This is a genomic window from Streptomyces mobaraensis, assembly GCF_020099395.1.
Lineage (GTDB): Bacteria > Actinomycetota > Actinomycetes > Streptomycetales > Streptomycetaceae > Streptomyces.
In genome coordinates this window covers 377,563-394,817 of the sequence record NZ_CP083590.1, presented here as the reverse complement: position 1 = coordinate 394,817, position 17,255 = coordinate 377,563, and the positions used below count along the sequence as shown (strand labels likewise).

12 protein-coding genes are annotated in these 17,255 nt (G+C 75.8%); 3 read left to right on the top strand and 9 right to left on the bottom strand.

The annotated features are described in order from the left end of the window. Positions 1-74: 74 nt before the first annotated feature. The 3 genes from K7I03_RS01410 to polX form a co-directional block, all read right to left on the bottom strand. Complete coding sequence (locus K7I03_RS01410) at positions 75-1,436, bottom strand: cytochrome P450 (RefSeq protein WP_224346806.1); 1,362 nt, start codon at positions 1,434-1,436, stop codon at positions 75-77. Between the two features lie 286 nt (positions 1,437-1,722). Continuing rightward, on the bottom strand, positions 1,723-2,559 hold the full coding sequence (locus tag K7I03_RS01405) for a pentapeptide repeat-containing protein (RefSeq protein WP_185945042.1): 837 nt from the start codon (positions 2,557-2,559) through the stop codon (positions 1,723-1,725). Positions 2,560-2,724: 165 nt separating this feature from the next. Beyond that, a complete protein-coding gene (gene polX, locus K7I03_RS01400; RefSeq protein ID WP_185945041.1) occupies positions 2,725-4,455 on the bottom strand; it encodes a DNA polymerase/3'-5' exonuclease PolX in 1,731 nt (576 codons plus the stop codon). Between the two features lie 94 nt (positions 4,456-4,549). Here polX and K7I03_RS01395 point away from each other — a divergent pair, with 94 nt between their 5' ends. Further along, complete coding sequence (locus K7I03_RS01395; protein ID WP_185945040.1) at positions 4,550-6,232, top strand: bifunctional 3'-5' exonuclease/DNA polymerase; 1,683 nt, start codon at positions 4,550-4,552, stop codon at positions 6,230-6,232. Positions 6,233-6,864: 632 nt separating this feature from the next. Here the strand turns inward: K7I03_RS01395 and K7I03_RS01390 are convergent. Further along, entirely contained in the window at positions 6,865-7,791 is a 927-nt protein-coding gene (locus K7I03_RS01390; RefSeq protein ID WP_185945039.1) for a phytoene/squalene synthase family protein, read from the bottom strand. An 86-nt stretch (positions 7,792-7,877) separates the two neighbouring features. Then, the gene (locus K7I03_RS01385) at positions 7,878-8,486 is read right to left on the bottom strand and encodes a TetR/AcrR family transcriptional regulator (protein ID WP_185945038.1); all 609 of its coding nucleotides are present in this window, start codon (positions 8,484-8,486) and stop codon (positions 7,878-7,880) included. 108 nt (positions 8,487-8,594) lie between these two features. Here K7I03_RS01385 and K7I03_RS01380 point away from each other — a divergent pair, with 108 nt between their 5' ends. After that, a complete protein-coding gene (locus K7I03_RS01380; RefSeq protein WP_185945037.1) occupies positions 8,595-9,497 on the top strand; it encodes an NAD(P)-dependent oxidoreductase in 903 nt (300 codons plus the stop codon). A 66-nt stretch (positions 9,498-9,563) separates the two neighbouring features. Here the strand turns inward: K7I03_RS01380 and K7I03_RS01375 are convergent, their stop codons facing one another. Next, positions 9,564-10,190, bottom strand: a complete 627-nt coding sequence (locus tag K7I03_RS01375; RefSeq protein ID WP_185945100.1) for a CBS domain-containing protein — start codon at positions 10,188-10,190, stop codon at positions 9,564-9,566. 182 nt (positions 10,191-10,372) lie between these two features. Here K7I03_RS01375 and K7I03_RS01370 point away from each other — a divergent pair, with 182 nt between their 5' ends. Continuing rightward, on the top strand, positions 10,373-10,753 hold the full coding sequence (locus K7I03_RS01370) for a hypothetical protein (protein ID WP_185945036.1): 381 nt from the start codon (positions 10,373-10,375) through the stop codon (positions 10,751-10,753). 136 nt (positions 10,754-10,889) lie between these two features. Here the strand turns inward: K7I03_RS01370 and K7I03_RS01365 are convergent, their stop codons facing one another. From K7I03_RS01365 to K7I03_RS01355, 3 genes are all read right to left on the bottom strand, one after another. Continuing rightward, positions 10,890-13,844, bottom strand: coding sequence for a tetratricopeptide repeat protein (locus K7I03_RS01365; protein ID WP_185945035.1), 2,955 nt, complete (start codon positions 13,842-13,844; stop codon positions 10,890-10,892). Next, positions 13,841-15,667: an HSP90 family protein gene (locus K7I03_RS01360; RefSeq protein ID WP_185945034.1), complete on the bottom strand. Its 1,827-nt coding sequence runs from the start codon at positions 15,665-15,667 to the stop codon at positions 13,841-13,843. Before K7I03_RS01360 ends, K7I03_RS01365 begins: the two co-directional genes overlap by 4 nt. A gap of 100 nt (positions 15,668-15,767) precedes the next feature. Continuing rightward, positions 15,768-17,234: a hypothetical protein gene (locus K7I03_RS01355; protein ID WP_185945033.1), complete on the bottom strand. Its 1,467-nt coding sequence runs from the start codon at positions 17,232-17,234 to the stop codon at positions 15,768-15,770. Positions 17,235-17,255 lie beyond the last annotated feature (21 nt).

Here is a 17,255-nt window from a genome sequence, read left to right as displayed (position 1 = left end):
GCGGCCGCCGGGATCCGCCCTGCCGCGTACGCCGGGGCGTGTGCCCGTGTTCCGCGGCCTTCCACGGCCTCCGCTCAGCCGCCCCGGACCCGCGCCGCCGTGGTCATCGGCAGCCGGTGCGGGCTCAGGACGAGGCGGGGCGCCGGGCGGACCCGGCGGCTGCCCGCCGGGCGCAGGTCCCAGTCGGCGACGACGGTCGCCAGCGCCAGCGCGGCCTCGGTGAGGGCGAAGACGTCGCCGATGCACTTGCGGGGTCCGCTGCCGAACGGCAGGAACGCCGTGCGCGGCGGCACGGGGGCGCCCGGCGCGGCCAGCCAGCGGTCCGGATCGAAGCGCTCGGGGTCGGGGAACAGGTCCGGCCGCCGGTGCAGAAGGTAGGCGCTGTAGACCACGGCCGTCCCGGCGGGGAGGGTGTGCCCGCCGAGGCGGGTGTCGCTGGTGGTGGTACGCGTGAGCAGCCAGGCGGGCGGGTACAGCCGCAGCGCCTCGTTGACCACCGCCGAGGTGAGCCGCAGGTCCGGCAGGTGGGCGAGGGTCGCGACGGGAGCGGCGCCGAGCACCGCGTCCACCTCGGCGCGCAGCCGGCGGGCCACCTCGGGGTGGCCGCCCAGCAGATGCAGGGCCCAGGCCAGGGCACTGCCGCTGGTCTCCGTGCCGGCGGCGAAGAAGGTGACGAGCTGGTCGGCGATCCCGGCGTCGGACAGCGCCCGGCCGTCCGGCCCGTCCCGCCCGGCGGCCAGCAGCAGGGAGAGCAGGTCGCCGTGGCCCGTGCCGGCGGCGTCGTCATGGCGGCCGGCGATGAGCCGGCCGATCGCCCCGCGGAGCCGCGAACGCGCCCGGTCGTAGCGGCGGTTGCCGGGCGTCGGCAGCCGGTCGGCCGCCGGTGGCACGAGGGCGCGCCGCGGGATGCCCGCCACGACGGTGGTGAAGTCGTCCAGGAGCGGCGCGAGCCGCGCGTCGTCCGCCTCCGCGCCGAACATCGCCGCGACGGTGATCCGCGCGCTGAGCGCGAGCATCTCGTCGGCGGCGTCGACCGTCCCGCCGTCCCGCCACGTCCCGGTCGTCACCCGTACCTGACGGGCCATCACCTCGGCGTACGCGGGCATCCGGGCGGAGTGGAACGCCGGCTGCAGCAGCCGCCGCTGCTCGCGGTGGTCGCGGTGGGGGCAGCTCGCCAGTCCGTTCCCGGTCACCTCCCGGATCCGTTCGTAGAGGGGGCCGCCCTTGTCGAAGGTCCGGTCGTCCCGCAGGACCCGGCGGGTCAGTTCGGGATCGCAGACCACCACCGCCCGGACGGGACCGAGCCGGACCTGGACCAGGTCGCCGCGGCCGGGCAGCGCGCTGAGGAAGGCGAGGGGGTCGCGGAGGAGGGGCAGGGCGTGGCCGAGGAGCGGCAACGCCCCCGGGGCGACACCGTAAGTGCAGCGAGCGTTCACGAGCGCTCCGAGGTTCGTACCGACGGGGTGGCGGCGGCCCGGTGCGGTGTGACGGCCGGGCGGCCGTCGGGCACGGGCTGAACCCCGCGTTCCGGGCCGCCGAGGTACCCCGTGCCCCCGACGGGTCGCCACAATCCCCGGCAATCGGGGAGCACCGGGGTGAAAGACGGGCGAACACCCGCGGAGGGCTCCCCTCCGCGCGCCTCGGCACGGACGCGACCGGCGCCCGGGCGGCGGGGGTGGCGCGTTGCCGCCCGTGTGCGCCGTCCGGAGCCTCGGTGGCGCGCTACCGCTCCCAGTGCGCCGGCCGGTCCAGCCCCTCGGGCAGCCGGGTCCGCGCGTCGCCCTTGGCCGCGTTCACCTGGAGCTGGGTGAGGAAGAAGGCGCCCGTCAGATCCGCCCCCGCGAGGTTCGCGTCACGCAGGTCGGCGCCGATCAGGTCGGCCGAGCGGAGGTCGGCCCCCGAGAGGTCGGCGGCGATCAGATAGGCACCGCGCAGGTTCGCCGCCCGCAGGTCCGCGCCCCGGAGAGCGGCGCCCATCAGATCGGCGCCGCGCCGGTTCTTCCCCTTGCCCTTGCCGTCCCGGCCGCGCACCAGCTCGCTCGCGCGCAGCAGCAGGACGTTCACCTCCTGCCGGAGCGCCGGCACGTCCAGCCCGAGGAGCACCTCGGCGTCCGACCGCGTCAGCGCCTCGACCTTCCCGAGCACCACGCGGACGTCACGGTGGACCGGCCGGGCCTTCGGCAGCGTCAGCACCTCCGCCAGATACCGCAGCAACTCGTGCAGCTGCCGCATCACCGGGAACACGTCGAACATCGGCTTGGCCGTCACCGGCGCCTCCCGCCAGCTGGTCCCGCCGAAGGTGACCTGCGAGACCTTCTGCCCGGCCCCGAAGCAGTCGTAGACCGTGCACCCCGAGAAACCTTTCTCCCGAAGCGTGGTGTGCGTGCCGCAGCGGAAGTCCTCCCGCAGGTTCGGGCACGGCTTCCCCGCCTCCTTGTTCATCGCGAAGTCGGCCGACGCCGCGAACGGCAGGGCCACGCAGCAGAGCGCGAAACAGCTGCCGCAGTCGGCCCGCAGGCCGAGGGAGTCGATGTCCGGGACGTCGCGTATGTCGGGCACGGTGCGCGCGGTTCCTCTGAGCGTGGCGGCGGCGGAGCGGGAGCTCCGGCCGGCGGGGGCGGGCGGGATTCCGGGCCGGACCGGCGGGCACGGCGCGGGGTGATCCACCCAGTCTAGGCCGCCCCGGGGCCGGGGCGCCGGGGCGGGCGGCCGTCCCGGCCCTGGTCAGCCGCGCCGCCGCCCCTCGTCCAGGAAGCGCCTGAGCTTCCGCAACGGCCAGGTGTTGACGACGTCGTCCGCGGTGAGCCAGCCGCGCCGGGCCGTTCCCACCCCGAACCGCAGGTACGGCAGGTGCGTCACCGAGTGCGCGTCCGTGTTCACCACGAACTTCACACCGTGCCGGCGCGCCCGCAGGATGTCCTCGTCGCAGAGGTCCAGCCGCTCCGGGTGGGAGTTGATCTCCAGGGCCGTGCCGGTGCGGGCACAGGCCCTGAAGACCTCGTCGAAGTCCGCGTCGATGCCCGGCCGCTTGCCGATCCGCCGGGTGGTGGGGTGGCCGATGACGGAGACGTGGGGGTTCTCACAGGCCCTGACCAGCCGGCGGGTCAGTTCCTCGCGGGTCTGGTGGAAGTGGGAGTGCACGGACGCCACGCACAGGTCGAAACCGGCGAGGAAGTCGTCCGGCCAGTCCAGGTCGCCGTCCGGGCCGATGTTCAGCTCGGTGCCGTGCAGGAGCCGCATCTTCCGGTGCTTCCCGTCCAGCGCCCGCACCTGTTCCCGCTGGGCCAGGACCTTCTCGTCCGTCATCCGCTGCATGTACAGGTTCGGGGCGTGGTCGGTGACGGCGTAGTAGGCGTAATCGCGCGCCGCCGCCGCGGCCACCATGTCCTCCAGGGACGAGACGCCGTCCGTGAGGTCGGTGTGGGTGTGCAGGTCGCCGCGGATGTCGTCCTCGGTGACCAGGTCCGGGAGGCCGCCCCGCAGCGCGGCGGCGATCTCGCCGCGGTCCTCGCGGAGGTCCGGCGGGATCCAGGGCAGCCCGAGGCGGGCGTACACCTCCTCCTCCGTGCGCGAGGCGACCTTCCGGCCGGTCTTGACGCGGAAGAGGCCGTACTCGGAGAGCTTCAGCTCCTTGCGGACGGCGATCTCGCGGATCCGGATGTTGTGCGCCCTCGAACCGGTGAAGTACAGCAGGCCCGCGCCCCACGCGTCCGGCGGGAGGACGCGGAGGTCGACCTGGAGCCCCGTCGACGTGCGGACGGAGGTCTTCTTCCGGCCACCCGCGATGACCTCCGCCGTGTCCGGGAGGGCACGGAACGCCTCCATGAACGGCTCCGGGTCGTCGGCCGCGACCAGGACGTCGATGTCGCCGATGGTCTCCCGCATGCGCCGCAGCGACCCCGCGTACGCGCAGTCCGCGCAGCCGGGCACGCGCGACAGCTCGGCGACGATCTTCTCCGCCGCCTCCAGGGCCGCCGAGAGCAGGATCCGCCCGCCGGCCTTCTGCATGAGCTCGATGCCGTGCAGGATGTTGTGCTCGGTCTTCTCACCGAACCCCTTGAGATCACGCAGCCGTTCCGCGCGGACGGCGTCGAGCAGCTCCTCGACGGAGGAGACGCGGAGCTCCTCGTACAGGGCGAGCGCCTTCTTCGGGCCCAGGGTGGGGATGGTGAGCAGCTCCCGCACCCCGGCCGGGACGGACGCGCGGGTCTCCTCGAAGGCCGCGACCCGGCCGGTCCGCAGGTACTCCACGACCTTCTCGGCGATCGACTTCCCGACGTTGGGGATCTCGCGCAGCGCCTTGCCGTCCATGGCCGAGACGTCGTCCGGGAACCCGCCGACCGCGCGGGCCGCCTTCTCGTAGGCGCGCGCCTTGAACGCGTCGCCCCCGGTGATGGCGACGAGGTCGGCGTACTCCTGGAGCAGCGCCTCGACCTCTTCGTTGGGCCGGGCCATGGATTCAGCGTGCCACCGGGCCGCGCCGCCCGCACATCTCGGCGACGCGGCCCGGTCAGGGCCCGTTGTCAGACCCCGGTGCGACACTGCGGACGTGAGATGGGCAGTGGTGGGCGCCGCGGGCGCGGGGGACGAGAGCGTCCGGCTGTGCCCGGTCGACGTCGACGGACGGGCGGCCGGGCCCGCCGTCGTGGAGCGGAGCCTGGCGGACGCGGTCCGAGCCCGGCCCGGGGCGGCGCGGTGGATCTGGCGGTCGACGGCGGAGCTGTACGGGCGGGCGGCGGCGGCCGGGGTGCGCGTCGAGCGCTGCTACGACGTGGAGGCGGCGGAGGCGCTGCTCATGGGGTACGTGGAGGGGCAGTCCGGGCAGCCGCGGTCGCTGGCCGCCGCGTGGGCGCGGCTGCGCGGGCTGCCCGTCCCCGCCGACCCGCCCGCCCGCGCGCCCGACGGGCAGCCGTCGCTGTTCGAGCCGGGCCCGGTCCCGCTGCCGCCCGGCACCGATCCGCTGGACGCCCTCCTCGACGTCTACGCGGACCAGCGGGCCCGGGTGAAGGACACCGAGCACCCCGGGCGGACGCGGCTGCTGATCGCGGCCGAGTCGGCGGGCACCCTCGTCGCCGCCGAGATGTCCCGCGCGGGCGTGCCCTGGCGCGCCGACGTCCACCGGGCGCTGCTGACGGCGCTGCTGGGGGAGCGGTATCCGGGCGGGCAGGAGACCCGGCGGCTGGCCGAGCTCGCGGACGAGGTGTCGCGCGCGTTCGGCGGCGTGCGCGTCCGCCCCGACCTGCCCGGCGACATCGTCCGCGCCTTCGCCCGCGAGGGCGTCGCCCTCTCCTCGACCCGGGCCTGGGAGCTGCGCGGCGTCGACCACCCGGCCGTCGCCCCGCTGCTGGAGTACAAGAAGCTCTACCGGCTGCACACCGCGCACGGCTGGCAGTGGCTCCAGACGTGGGTCCGCGACGGCCGGTTCCGCCCCGAGTACGTGCCGGGCGGCACGGTGACCGGCCGGTGGACGACCAACGGGGGCGGCGCCCTGCAGATCCCCAAGGTGATCCGGCGGGCCGTGGTCGCCGACCCCGGCTGGCGGCTGGTCGTCGCCGACGCCGACCAGATCGAACCCCGGGTGCTGGCCGCCGTGGCCCGCGACCCCGGGCTGATGGAGGTCGCGGGAACCGGCCGCGACCTCTACGCCGACCTGGCCGAGCGGGCGTTCTCCGGCGACCGGGACCGGGCCAAGCTGGCCATGCTGGGCGCCATCTACGGGCAGACCTCGGGGGACGGGCTCAAACACCTGGCGGACCTGCGCCGGCGCTTCCCCCGGGCCGTGGCCCACGTCGACGACGCGGCCCGGGCGGGGGAGGAGGGCCGGCTGGTGCGGACGTGGCTCGGACGCACCTGCCCGCCCGCCTCGACCGCCGTGCCCGACGAGGCGGGGCTGCCGCAGGACGAGCCGGCCGGCGGTTCCCCCGGATTGGCCGGCGCGGCGCGCGCCCGGGGCCGGTTCACGCGGAACTTCGTCGTTCAGGGCAGCGCGGCCGACTGGGCCCTGATCGTGCTCGCCCTGGTCCGCCGGTCCCTCGCCGGGCTCCGCGCCGAGCTGGTCTTCTTCCAGCACGACGAGCTGATCGTGCACTGCCCGGAGGAGGAGGCCGCCGAGGTGGCGGAGGCCATCCGGTGGGCCGGGGACGAGGCGGGACGCCTCGCGTTCGGTGAGACGCCCACCCGCTTTCCGTTCACGGTCGGCGTGGCGGAGTGCTATGCGGATGCCAAGGACTGACGGGGGGAGGGGCGGGCGCCGGCCCGGGGCTGCGGACCGGGCGTCGCTGACGCGGGGTCGCGGGGTTGGCGCTGCGGCTGGGCGCGCGCTCGGATCCGCGACGTGGGGGCCGTTGGCTCGGGGGGGGCTGTGGCCTGGCATCTACGTCGGCTGTCGGTGGGTTAGGGGTGGTGGTCTGGCCGTCTGTGCTTAGGGGGCGTGGCCCGGGTGTCTGCGGCTGGGGTCGGCTACCTGGGAGTGGTCTGTGGCCCGGTGTCTACGTCGGCTGTCGGTGGGTTAGGGGTGGTGGTCTGGCCGTCTGTGCTTAGGGGGCGTGGCCCGGGTGTCTGCGGCTGGGGTCGGCTACCTGGGAGTGGTCTGTGGCCCGGTGTCTACGTCGGCCGTCTGTGGCTCAAGGGTGGTGGTCCGGCCGCCTGTGCCCAGGGATCGTGCCCCGGGCGGCTGCGGTTGGGGCCCCGTGGCCCGGGTGACCGCGGCCGTGGTCCGGTGTATGCGGCCCGGCGGCCGTGGCCCGGACCATGTGGCCCTTCCGGCGGCCGTGGCGGGGATCGTGCGGCCTGCCGCCGCGTCGGCCGCGGCGGCTCCCCGCCCCGGGCGGTTTCCCCGGAACAGCCCCGCCCCCCGAGGGGCGGTCAGCGCCCCCTGCGGCGGTATTCGCGCAGCAGCACGGCCAGCGCGCCCGGCAGCGGCGGGCGGACGGGGTGGCGTAGCACCGCCGGGCCCGCGGCCAGGGCCGCGCCGGCGGTGAGGGTCTCCAGGGCGATCACCGCCCGGGTGAAGGCGCGGTGCCCGGGTGGGGCGAACGCCACCAGCCGCCGGGCCGCGAGCAGGTCGCGGCGGGCCTGGAGGAGCTGGTCGCGCAGCAGGTCGCGGACGCCGGGCGCGTCCCGGCCGTGTTCCAGCGCGGCCCGGGTGACGCCGTACCGCGCCAGCGCCTCCTCGGAGAGGCCGAGCCGGCCGTCCCGCAGGTCCTCGGACAGGTCGTTGACGAAGTCGAGCCGCTGGCTGCCGTCGATGTAGGCGCGGCAGACCTCGCGGGAGGCGTCCGCGTCGGCCTCCGGCGCGAGCAGCAGCGCGGCGATCGTCATGAACGCGGGGAGCGCGTAGACGTCGACGTACTTCTGGTAGTCGGCCTCGGTGGCGAAGCCGGTGGCGTCCCGCTCCAGGGGCGCGCCGGCGAGGAAGTCCTCGACGTGGCCGCGCAGTCGGGGATGGGCGGCGACCGTGCGCAGCAGTGGCGCGAGCACGGGGTGGCCGTCCGCGTCCGCCTCCCCGGCCAGCCCGGCCCGGACCCGCGCCTCCCAGGCGGGCCAGGCGCCGGCCGCGCCGGGCCCCCGGTCGAGCAGGTTGTCGGTGTGGTGCATGAACGCCGTGGTGGCGATGGCGTGGGGGACGAGCGCGGGCGGCAGCAGCAGCCGTACCGCGAGGTAGGCGTGCCGGCGGTAGCCGGCGACCACGGCGCGCTGCCGGGTGTAGGCGGCGCGCAGCCGGGGGTCGTCGATGTCGGCGGCGGTCAGCGCCCGCTCCCACGAGCGGCCGCCGGGGGGCCACGCCTGCATGCCGGTCCGTCTCCCTGTACGCGGTGATCACCCTGTTCGGATGCGGTGATCGTCCGGCCGAGCCTACCGGCCCGGCCGGGGCCGCCTCACCGGTAGCAGGCGATCAGCCGGGCCAGGTGGCGGCCGGCCGTGTGCAGCGGTTCCTCGCTGCGCGACACCTGGGCGGCCAGCTCCGCGCCCTCCAGGGTGCTGATCACCGTGTGCGCGAGGTCGCGGGCGTCGTCGTCGGCGAAGCCCGCGGCGGTCAGCTTGGCGTGGACGAGCCCGCGCCAGCGGGCGAACGCCTCCGCCGCGGCCTGCTGGATGTCGGGGGCGCGGCCCGCCGTGCCCAGCGCGGTGGCGGTGACCGGGCAGCCGTCCGTCCAGTCGGATACGCGCAGGATCTCCGCGAGCGTGGTGGTGCAGGCGACGAGCGCCTCGCCCGGGTCCTCCGCGCTGTCCAGCGCGCCGCGCAGGATGTCGGCGAACTCCTCGTCGCCGTGGCGGATCGCCGCGACCGCCAACTCCTGCTTGCCGCCCGGGAAGAAGTGGTAGAGGGAGCCGAGCGTGGCCTCCGCCTCCTGGGAGATCTGTTTGATCCCGGTGCCGTCGTAGCCCTGGCGCTGCATCAGCCGGGAGGCCGCGCGGACGATCCGTTCACGGGTGTCGAGGACGGCGTCGTCCGTCCCGGTGCCCTTCCCTGTGGTCGTCTTCATCCTCGCAGCCTACCTGGGTAGAGCGTTCGCCCTAGTGTGTAGAGCGTTCTTTCTAGGGCCGTGCTACGGTGATCGCCAAGTAGAGCGTTCATTTCAGAGGGGTCTTCCGTGAGCAGCCAGCCCGTGAGCAACGAGTCCGTGAGCAAGCAGCCCGTCACCGTCATCGGCCTCGGCCCGATGGGCAAGGCGATGGTCCACGCGTTTCTGAAGTGGGGCCACGCGGTCACCGTGTGGAACCGCACCGCGTCCAAGGCGGACGAACTGGTCGCCGCGGGTGCCGTCCTCGCCCCCTCCGTGGAGCGGGCGCTGACCGCCAACGAGCTGGTCGTGCTGAGCATGACCGACTACGACGCCGTGTTCGCGGTGCTGGAGCAGGCCCCGGACGCCGTACGCGGCCGGGTGATCGCCAACCTCAGCTCGGACACCCCGGAGCGGGCCCGCGAGGGCGCCGAGTGGGTCGCGCGGCACGGCGGAACGCACCTCACCGGCGGGGTGCAGTCGCCGCCCTCGGGCATCGGCGACCCCCAGATGTCCACCTTCTACAGCGGCGACGAGGCGGCGTTCGAGGCCCACAAGGAGACGCTGGCTGCCCTCACCGGCACCGACTACCGCGGCGCCGACCCGGGGCTGGCCCAGCTCTACTACCAGATCCAGATGGACATCTTCTGGACCGGACTGATCAGTTACGTCCACGCGCAGACCGTCGCCGACGCGTACGGCATCCCGGCCGCCGAGTTCCTGCCCTACGCCCAGTCGACGGCCGCCTCGCTGGCGGACTTCTACGCCTTCTACGCCCCGCGGCTCGCCGCGGGCGACCACACCGGCGACGTCGACCGGGTCGCCATGGGCGTCGCGAGCGTCGACCACATCGTCCACACCGCCCGCACCGTGGGCGTCGACCCCGCCATGTCCGGCGCCCTCCTGGACGCCTTCCGGCGCGCCGCCGAGTCCGGGCACGCCGACTCCAGCCTCACCAGCCTCTCCGAGGTCTTCAAGAAGAAGGCCGCGTAATCGGCGGAGCCGGGTGAGAACGCCGTCGGACCGGGCCCCCGTCCCGGTCCGACGGCCGTCCCGCCCCTACGCGGCCCCCACCGTCAGGTGGTGATCGACGCTCACCACGCCGTCCACACTGCCGCACAGCCGCACCAGCACCGGAACCAGACCCTCGTCCCGCACCGAACCGCTCAGCCGCACCTGCCCGTTGGTCACCTCGACGCCGATGCCGGACGGCGGCTCGTGCAGGGTCCGCACCAGCACGTCCTCGATGATCTCCTGGCGGATGGCGCGGTCGTCGCGCAGGAAGACCCGCAGCAGGTCGCTCCGGCTCACCAGACCCACCAGCCGGCCCTCGGCGTCCACCACCGGGAGCCGCTTGACGTGCCGTTCCTCCATCGTGCGGGCCGCCTCCACGACGCTCCAGTCAGGCCGGGCGCAGACGGCGGGGCTGGTCATCAGGCCCTCGGCCGTCGTCGCCTCGTGCTTGGCGCGCACCGCCGCCGGGAGCGACGGATCCACCCGCCGGGCCGCCTTCGCCAGCAGGTCGGCCTCGGAGACCACCCCCACCGGGCGGTCCTCCGCGTCCACCACCGGAACGGCCGTGATGTCGTGCTCGTGCAGCACATGCACGATCTCCGTGAACAGAGTGCCGCGCTGCACGCGGACCACCGAGTGCGTCATCAGATCGCCGACGGTTCTGTGCTGCAACATGTCCCAGTCCCTTCCGGTACGCACCCGGCGGCCGGGCGTGCGGCCAGGCTGACCACCGGGAACGCCCCCAGCCTCGCACACCCGCCGGAACGCCGGAGCGGCACCTCCCGCCGTCACACCGGAGGGTGAGCGCCGGGCCCGACGGTGACCCGCCCCCGGGCCGGTCTAGGCTCCCGGACGTGAGCGACATCCACGAACTCCGCCTCGACTGGCACCTGCGCGCCGACCTCCCCGCCGCCCTCCTCACCGAACTGCGCGGCCACCTCGCGCCCGACCCGGACGGCGAACGGGAACCCGCGCCCCTGCTCGACGCCACCGGGCCCGCGTGGCGTGTCGGCGGCGTGCTGAGCTCGGTGCTGGCCCCGCTGCCGGACGGATGGGCGCTCGTCGTCCGGCAGGAGGTGCACACCGAGCGGCTGGACGAGCTCCGTGAGCTGCTCGACCGGCTCGCGCCGCATACGGTTGCCGCCGGGGCGATTGGGTCGCTCCGCTTTTACGAGTACGAGAGTGGTGAGGTGTTGGAGGTGTGCGACGGGGTGGTTCGGGGGTTCGGTTCCTGATCGCCTCGTCGTGGGCGCGGGTGGGGAGGGGGTTTGCCCCAGCCCCACCCTTTCTCCCCCAGCTACCGCTGGGAGGTGCCCCCAGTTTCCTGGGGCTCCGCCCCAGACCCCCAAACCGCGCTTCGCGCGGTTGTCCTCAATCGCCGGACGGGCTCTCTCTCGTCGCGTACATGAGGATGCTCTCCGCCTCGGCCCGCCGCGTCTCGGCCACACCCTCCGACGCGTCGCCGTACTCCGCGAGCACCGCCCGCGCCCGGTCCGCGGCGGCCGCGTTCCGGCCCAGGTCGATCTCCAGCCAGGCGGCCGCCAGTTCGGCGGACGTCCGTTGGTCCCGCAGCGCGGGGCCGGCCTCGGTGAAGACGGCCACCGCCCGTCCGAGGTGCGCCAGCCCCTCCTCGTACGCCTCCCTGGCCGCGTCTTCCTCGTCGTCCCCCGGAACGCCCTCGCAGCACCGGACGATCAGCTCGCCGGTCTGCCGGTGGGTGCCCGCGAGTTCACCGCGCAGCAGCTCCCGGGCCTCGTCGTCCCCGGCCGCCGCCAGCGCGGCCGCGCACGCGCGCTCGGCCTCGGCCATCAGCTCCCGGGCCCGGGCCGGGCCGTCGTCCTCCCCGCGCGCGGCGAGCCACGCGCGGGCGCGCAGCACCCGGACGTACGCCTCCGGCCGGTCCAGGTCGCGCCACAGCGCCTCGGCCCGCCGGTAGGCCCGCTCGGCCTCGTCGTCCCGGCCCGCGCGGCCCAGGCAGTCGGCGGCCATGTGGGCGAGGACGGCGTGGTCCCGCTGGTCCTCCCAGTGCTGTGCGACCGAGGCGGCGCGCAGGAACTGCCCGGCCGCCTCCCGGTGGTCGCCCAGCGCGGCCAGGCACTCGCCGAGCCACCAGCGCGCCTGGACCACCTGGCCCTCGCCGTGGCCCTCTTCGAGGTCCGGGAGCGCCGTCTCCAGGACGGACGCGGCCTCGTCCGCGCGGCCCAGCCGGTGCAGCGCGCCGCCGAGGGTGAGCCGGGCCCAGGCCCCGAGGGTCGCGCTCTCGCCCGCCTGGTCCGCCCGGTGCGCCGCCTCCAGGGCGTGCTCCACCGCGGGCTCGTGCCGGCCGGTGGCGGTGAGGGCCTCGGACAGCAGGATGTGCACCTGCGCCGCGTGCACCTCCTGCATCGACCCGGCCTCCATCGACCCGGCGCCGTGCTCCAGGGCGGAGCGCGCCGCCCCGACCGCCGTCTCCGGATCGCCGCAGGCCATCGCGGCCCGGGCCAGCCCGACCCGCGCCTCCGGCGCGTACCAGGCCAGGTCCGCCTCGTCCGTCAGCTCCACCGCGCGGCCGAACCACTCCGCCGCCCGGGCCGGATCCCCCGCCTCCAGGGCCAGTTCGCCGCGCAGCCGCAGGATGTCGGCCAGCCGGCCGGACATCATCCGGCCCGCCGCCCGGTGCTCCTCGCCGAAGGCGGCCGCTTCGTCGAGCGCGGCCTCCAGGGCGGACAGGGCGTCGCCGGCGTTCCCCGGGCCGTCGTCGGACCCGTTGCGGAGGACGCGGCACCGGTAGAGCAGGGCCGTGGCCACCGACCGGGGCTCCGCCCGGCCCTCCGCGTGCAGCCCGCGCAGCAGCGCGCACTCGGCCTCGACCGCCGCCACGGCCTCCGCCGCGCGCCCGGCGAAGGACAGGGCCAGCGCCGCCCTCGCCCGCGCGAGGGCGGCCTGGGCGGGATGCCCGGCGTCCTCGTACAGCAGGGCGGCCGAGCGGAAGCCCTCGACGCACTTCTCCGGTTCCGCGACCCGCTCCATCGCCTCGTGGTCGGCGAGTTCGGCCCGGCCGAGCGGGTCGAGCTCGTCCTCGCGGCCGTGCGCGGCCCGTGCGAACGCCTCCCACGCGGCCCGGACGCCGGGCGCCGGATCCTCCGTCAGCCGGCGGGCCGTGGCCAGCAGTTCCCGGACGTCGTCCGGGGACGCCGGGGCCGGCGGCGCGGCGGGCGCGGGCCGCGGGACGGTCAGCCGCTCGGCGCGTACGCCCAGCGGCAGCCGCTCGGCCAGCGGCGCGGCGTCCGTCCGCGCGCGGACGCGGTCGCCGACGACCGTACTGCCGTTGCGCCGGTCGAACCGGCCGGCCAGCTCCAGGGCCTCCGCCCGAGCATGGGTGTGCAGCTCCGCGGCCGTCCATTCACGCCCGGCCGGACCGGGCACCCGCCGCTCGCCGAGGCCCAGGTCCGTCAGCCGGCGGGCGAGCAGCGCGACGGGCGCGAGGAAGTCGAGCAGGGACAGCGGGTCCCCGGAGGGCGCGAAGTGGCCCGTGTGCTCGGCGAGGATCTCCAGGGCCCGCGCCTCGTTGCCGGTGAGCGCGCAGAACTCGATGTGGTCGCCGACGGTGGCCCGCATCGACTCCATGTCCCGGATCATCCGGTAGCCGCGCAGGTGGTGGGCGCGGGCCTCGTCGACCCGGCCCAGCCGCACCAGCGGGAGCAGCGAGGCGGCGAGGACCACGTGCGGCTCGTGCGCGCACGTGTGCTCGCCGGCCAGGACCGGGCGCCAGGTCTCCAGGGCCTCCTCCGGCCGTCCCAGCCGGTTCAGCCAGTCGCCCTGGGTGTGCAGTTCGCAGGCGTGGCAGTCGCTCATCGGGTCCCGGTCGGCGGCGAGCCAGGCGGCGAAGGCCCGTTCGGCCCGCGCGGTGTCACCGGTGTCCCGGGCGATGCGGAACTCGCTCTGCCGGACGGCCCGTTCGCTGTGGCCCGCGACCCGGTAGCGGTGCTCCATCTCCGCGTGCCACTTCTCCACCGACGCCAGCGGGATGTCCGGCTGGTCCAGCATCCCGCTGGCCACCCACTTGAACATCCAGTGCAGCCGGTGCTCGGCGTACCGGTCGAAGTCCTCCGGCCGCTCGTCCCACATGCGCAGCACGCGGGCGAACGGGACGAACATCTTCTCGGACTCGGAGCTGAAGTTGTAGGCGGACAGCACGTTGAACAGGGTGTCGAGCAGCAGCCCGGTGTCGCCGGCCTGCCCGGCCTCGTCCACCAGCCGCTCGGCGACGGCGTTGCGCGCCGGGCCCTCGGGCTCGTTCATGTTGTCCTGGAGCGCCTGCCGGAGGGCGGAAGCGGTGCGGTTCATCGGCCCTCCTCCGACGGCTCGGACGGCGCGGCGGGGTGGGCCGCCCACTCCAGGAGGCCCAGGAAGGCACGGTTCAGCAGCGCCGAGTCGGCCGGCCGCAGCGGGCGCTGGGCCATCAGCAGGGCCTGCCCGTAGAGGGCCTCGGCGGCGGTGCCCGCCAGGTCGCGGTCGCGGTCGGCGAGCGCGCCCACGCGCCGGACCAGGGGGCTGAGGTGGTTGAGGACGAGCCGGGCGCGCGGGGTCTCGTCCCGCAGCGACCCCAGGATGGACGACCACAGGTCGTCGGCCTTCGACTCCTCCTCGGCGCGCGCCCGTTCGTGCCGGGCCGCGCGATCGTCCAGGTGCAGCGCGGGCACGGTGACCGGCAGGAAGGAGCGGAGCACCACGTCGCAGCCGAGCGCGTCCAGCCGCGCCCGCGCCGCCGCCAGGAAGTCGGCCAGCGCCAGCTCGTCGCCCGGCTCCACGTGGTCGAGGTGCGCGGTGACCGTCTCCGCGTCCAGCTCGGCGACCGTGGTGCCCGGGCGCACCCGGGGCAGCATCTCCACCAGTTCGCCGTCGAAGGTGTAGCCGCCGTTGACCACGCCGACGCCCTGGGCCGCGGCGATCGGCGCGACCTGGCGGAACTCCTCGACGGTCCGGGTGAAGTGGACCGTCCGGTGCCGCTGCGCGAACTCCTCCAGCGACAGCTGCCCGTCACTGGTCTCGAACGGCAGCCACGGCAGCATCGTGCGCAGCATGTCCGCGTCGTGCCGCGCCAGCGACTTGACGCCCACGTGGTGGACGGACAGGAACTGCCGCAGCCGCTCCTGGTCGCCCGCCGCCAGCTCGGCGAGCCAGTCGCGGATCCGCTCCCCGAGGGCCTCCCGGACCGCGGCCAGCCGGTCGTCGTCGTACAGGCTCTCGCGCGAGGCGGTGGGCCGCAGGCTGTCGGTGTCGACGACGCAGCGCACGAAGAACGCCCACTCCGGCAGGAGTTCGTCGGCGCGGTCGGTGAGCAGCATGCCCTTCAGGTGCACGCGGTGCCCGCCGCGCCGGCCCGGGCTGACCGCCTGCGGCAGCACGTACGCGACTCCGCGCACCCCGGCCACCGGCACGTCGAGCTCGACGGCGTCCAGCGGCGCGAAGCCGAACAGCTCGTGGCAGTGCCGGGCGAGCGCCGCCCGCCGGGCGGACGGGCTCGGATACGTGCGCTCCCAGACGGGCGGCCGGTCGGTCACCGGGGTGTCGCCCACCCGCACGTCGTGGGGGAGGAGCGCACCGAAGTCCTTGGCGAGGGTGAGCACCCGCTCCTCGGCCAGCCAGTCCTCCGCGCCGCGGCGCGCGGCCAGGTACACCGTCGTGCCCGGCTCGGGGCGGGCGTCGTCGGCGAGCGTGCGGACGGTGTACGAACCGTCGTCGCGCGCCGTCCACTCGACGGGCGGCGCGCCGGGCGTCCGGGCGGACCGGCTGACGACCCGGATCTCCTCGGCGACGACGAAGCAGGCGAGCAGCCCGATGCCGAACTGGCCGAGGAATTCCGAGCGCGCCGACTCCAGTCCGTCGCGCTTGGAGCTGCGGCCTATGGTGGCCAGCAGGTCGTGGACGTCGGCCTCCGTCAGGCCGATGCCGCTGTCCTCCACCCGCAGCCGGCCCCCGTCGGCGTGCAGGCGCACCGTGGCGGGCGCCGTCGGCTCCTCCGCGCGGCGGGCCGTGATGGCGTCCACGGCGTTCTGCAGCAGCTCGCGGAGGTACACCTTGGGGCTGGAGTACAGGTGGTGGGACAGCAGGTCCACCAGGCCGCGCAGGTCGACCTGGAAAGTGTGCGGTATCTGGTCGTCAGTCATCGTCGCAGCAGCGTACTGGGTGGGTCGGACACCGGGCCGGGCATTATCCGGTGCGGCCCGGGCGCGACGGGTCCCGGCTCGGCGGTACTCGGCTGCGGAGTCAGCGGTACTCGGCGAACCGGGGCCGCAGCCCCGCCCCGACGAGGAGCACCGCGCCGCCCAGCACGCCCGCCGGCACCGCGGGCCAGCCCGTCAGCCGGTCGCGGGCGGACGCCGTCCGTTCCGTGAGGACGTCCAAGTGGCGCGCGGACAGGGTGTCGAGCGAGCCCGCGAACTCCGAGAAGTCGAACGGGATCCGCCCGCGCCCGAGTTCGGTGAGCGTCAGCACGGCCGCGTCCGTCCGCCCGGTGGCGTGCTCCTCCCGCATCCGGCGGTCGTCGTCGCGGAACCGCCCGTACCGGTCGAGCACGTCCCGGTGGGCGGCCCGTCCGGGCGCGTAGGAGTAACCGTCCGGCGCGAGAAGGGAGTCGAGGCGCGCGGTCAGGCCCTCGAACCTGCTCACGGCGGCGGATCCGGGGCGGGTGTCGTAGACGAACCAGCGGCCCTCGGTGGCCGCCGCCTCGGCGGCGACCGCCCGGGCCTCGGCCAGCCGGGCCCACGGGCGCAGACCGTCACGCGCCGCACTCCGGACGCCGTCCGCCGCCGACAGGAACGCCACCGTGCCGAGGACGGTGACGACGGCGGCGGCGACCGTCGCGGCGCACAGCGCCGGGTGGAACACCCGCCGGTAGCGGCGGGCCAGCCGCCACTGGCACCAGCCGAGGACGGCCAGGGCCGCGGCGCCCGTCCCGGCCGTGGTCCACGCGGCGGTCACGGCCGCGCCGTGCGCGCGGCCCGCCAGCCCGTCCGCCCGCCGCGCGTACCCGGACGCCAGGGCGTCCGCCGCGGGCAGCAGTTCACGGTGCATCACCTCGCCCGCGTCGACGGACAGGGTGACGGCACCGGCGGGCGGGCGGCCGGCGGGCCGGTCCGGCGCCGTCTCGTCGACGGCGGACGACCGCGCGGTCAGCTCGTCGTACCGGCCCAGGCCGTCCAGCAGCGCCCGCACCCGGACGCTCTCGGCCGGGTCCCCGCCCAGCCGCCGCAGCAGGTCGCTGACTTCCGCGCGCCGCTGCCGGGCGGTGAGCAGGGCCAGGACGCGGTTGCCCACCTGGAAGTCGTCCGCCGACCGGCCCGCGGGCAGGACGGCGGGCCGGTCGGCGGAGTGCCCGGGCACCAGCGCGTTGGCGCGCTGCGCGTCGAGGTCGGCCAGGGCGAAGCGCAGCCCGGCCGCCGTCGCCGCCCGCTCGGTGACGGTCTCCCGCAGCCGGTCCGTGTCGGCCCGCACCACGACGGCCCCGGCCACGGCCGCCGCGCACAGCGCCGCCAGGGCGGTCAGCATCAGCAGCGCCTGTGCTCCCAGCCGGCGCACCGGCGCGGCCGGACCGCGCCGCCGCCGCGACCGGGCCGTGGCCCCGCCACCGGCCGTCGGGGGCGCCGGCGGCGGACCCTCCGGCGCCGGCCCGGCCGCGGGCGCGACGGGCGGCGCCGGGGCGGCCGGAACCGGAGCGACCTGCTGGATCGTCATACGACGACGCTACGGACGGGC

Bases quoted from the DNA above. Each gene is read 5' to 3' on its own strand.
- polX (WP_185945041.1), bottom strand. From the start codon at position 4,455: ATGGCCCGGCCCAACGAAGAGGTCGAGGCGCTGCTCCAGGAGTACGCC.
- K7I03_RS01390 (WP_185945039.1), bottom strand. From the start codon at position 7,791: ATGCAGGCGTGGCCCCCCGGCGGCCGCTCGTGGGAGCGGGCGCTGACC.
- K7I03_RS01385 (WP_185945038.1), bottom strand. From the start codon at position 8,486: ATGAAGACGACCACAGGGAAGGGCACCGGGACGGACGACGCCGTCCTC.
- K7I03_RS01365 (WP_185945035.1), bottom strand. From the start codon at position 13,844: ATGAACCGCACCGCTTCCGCCCTCCGGCAGGCGCTCCAGGACAACATG.
- K7I03_RS01360 (WP_185945034.1), bottom strand. From the start codon at position 15,667: ATGACTGACGACCAGATACCGCACACTTTCCAGGTCGACCTGCGCGGC.
- K7I03_RS01355 (WP_185945033.1), bottom strand. From the start codon at position 17,234: ATGACGATCCAGCAGGTCGCTCCGGTTCCGGCCGCCCCGGCGCCGCCC.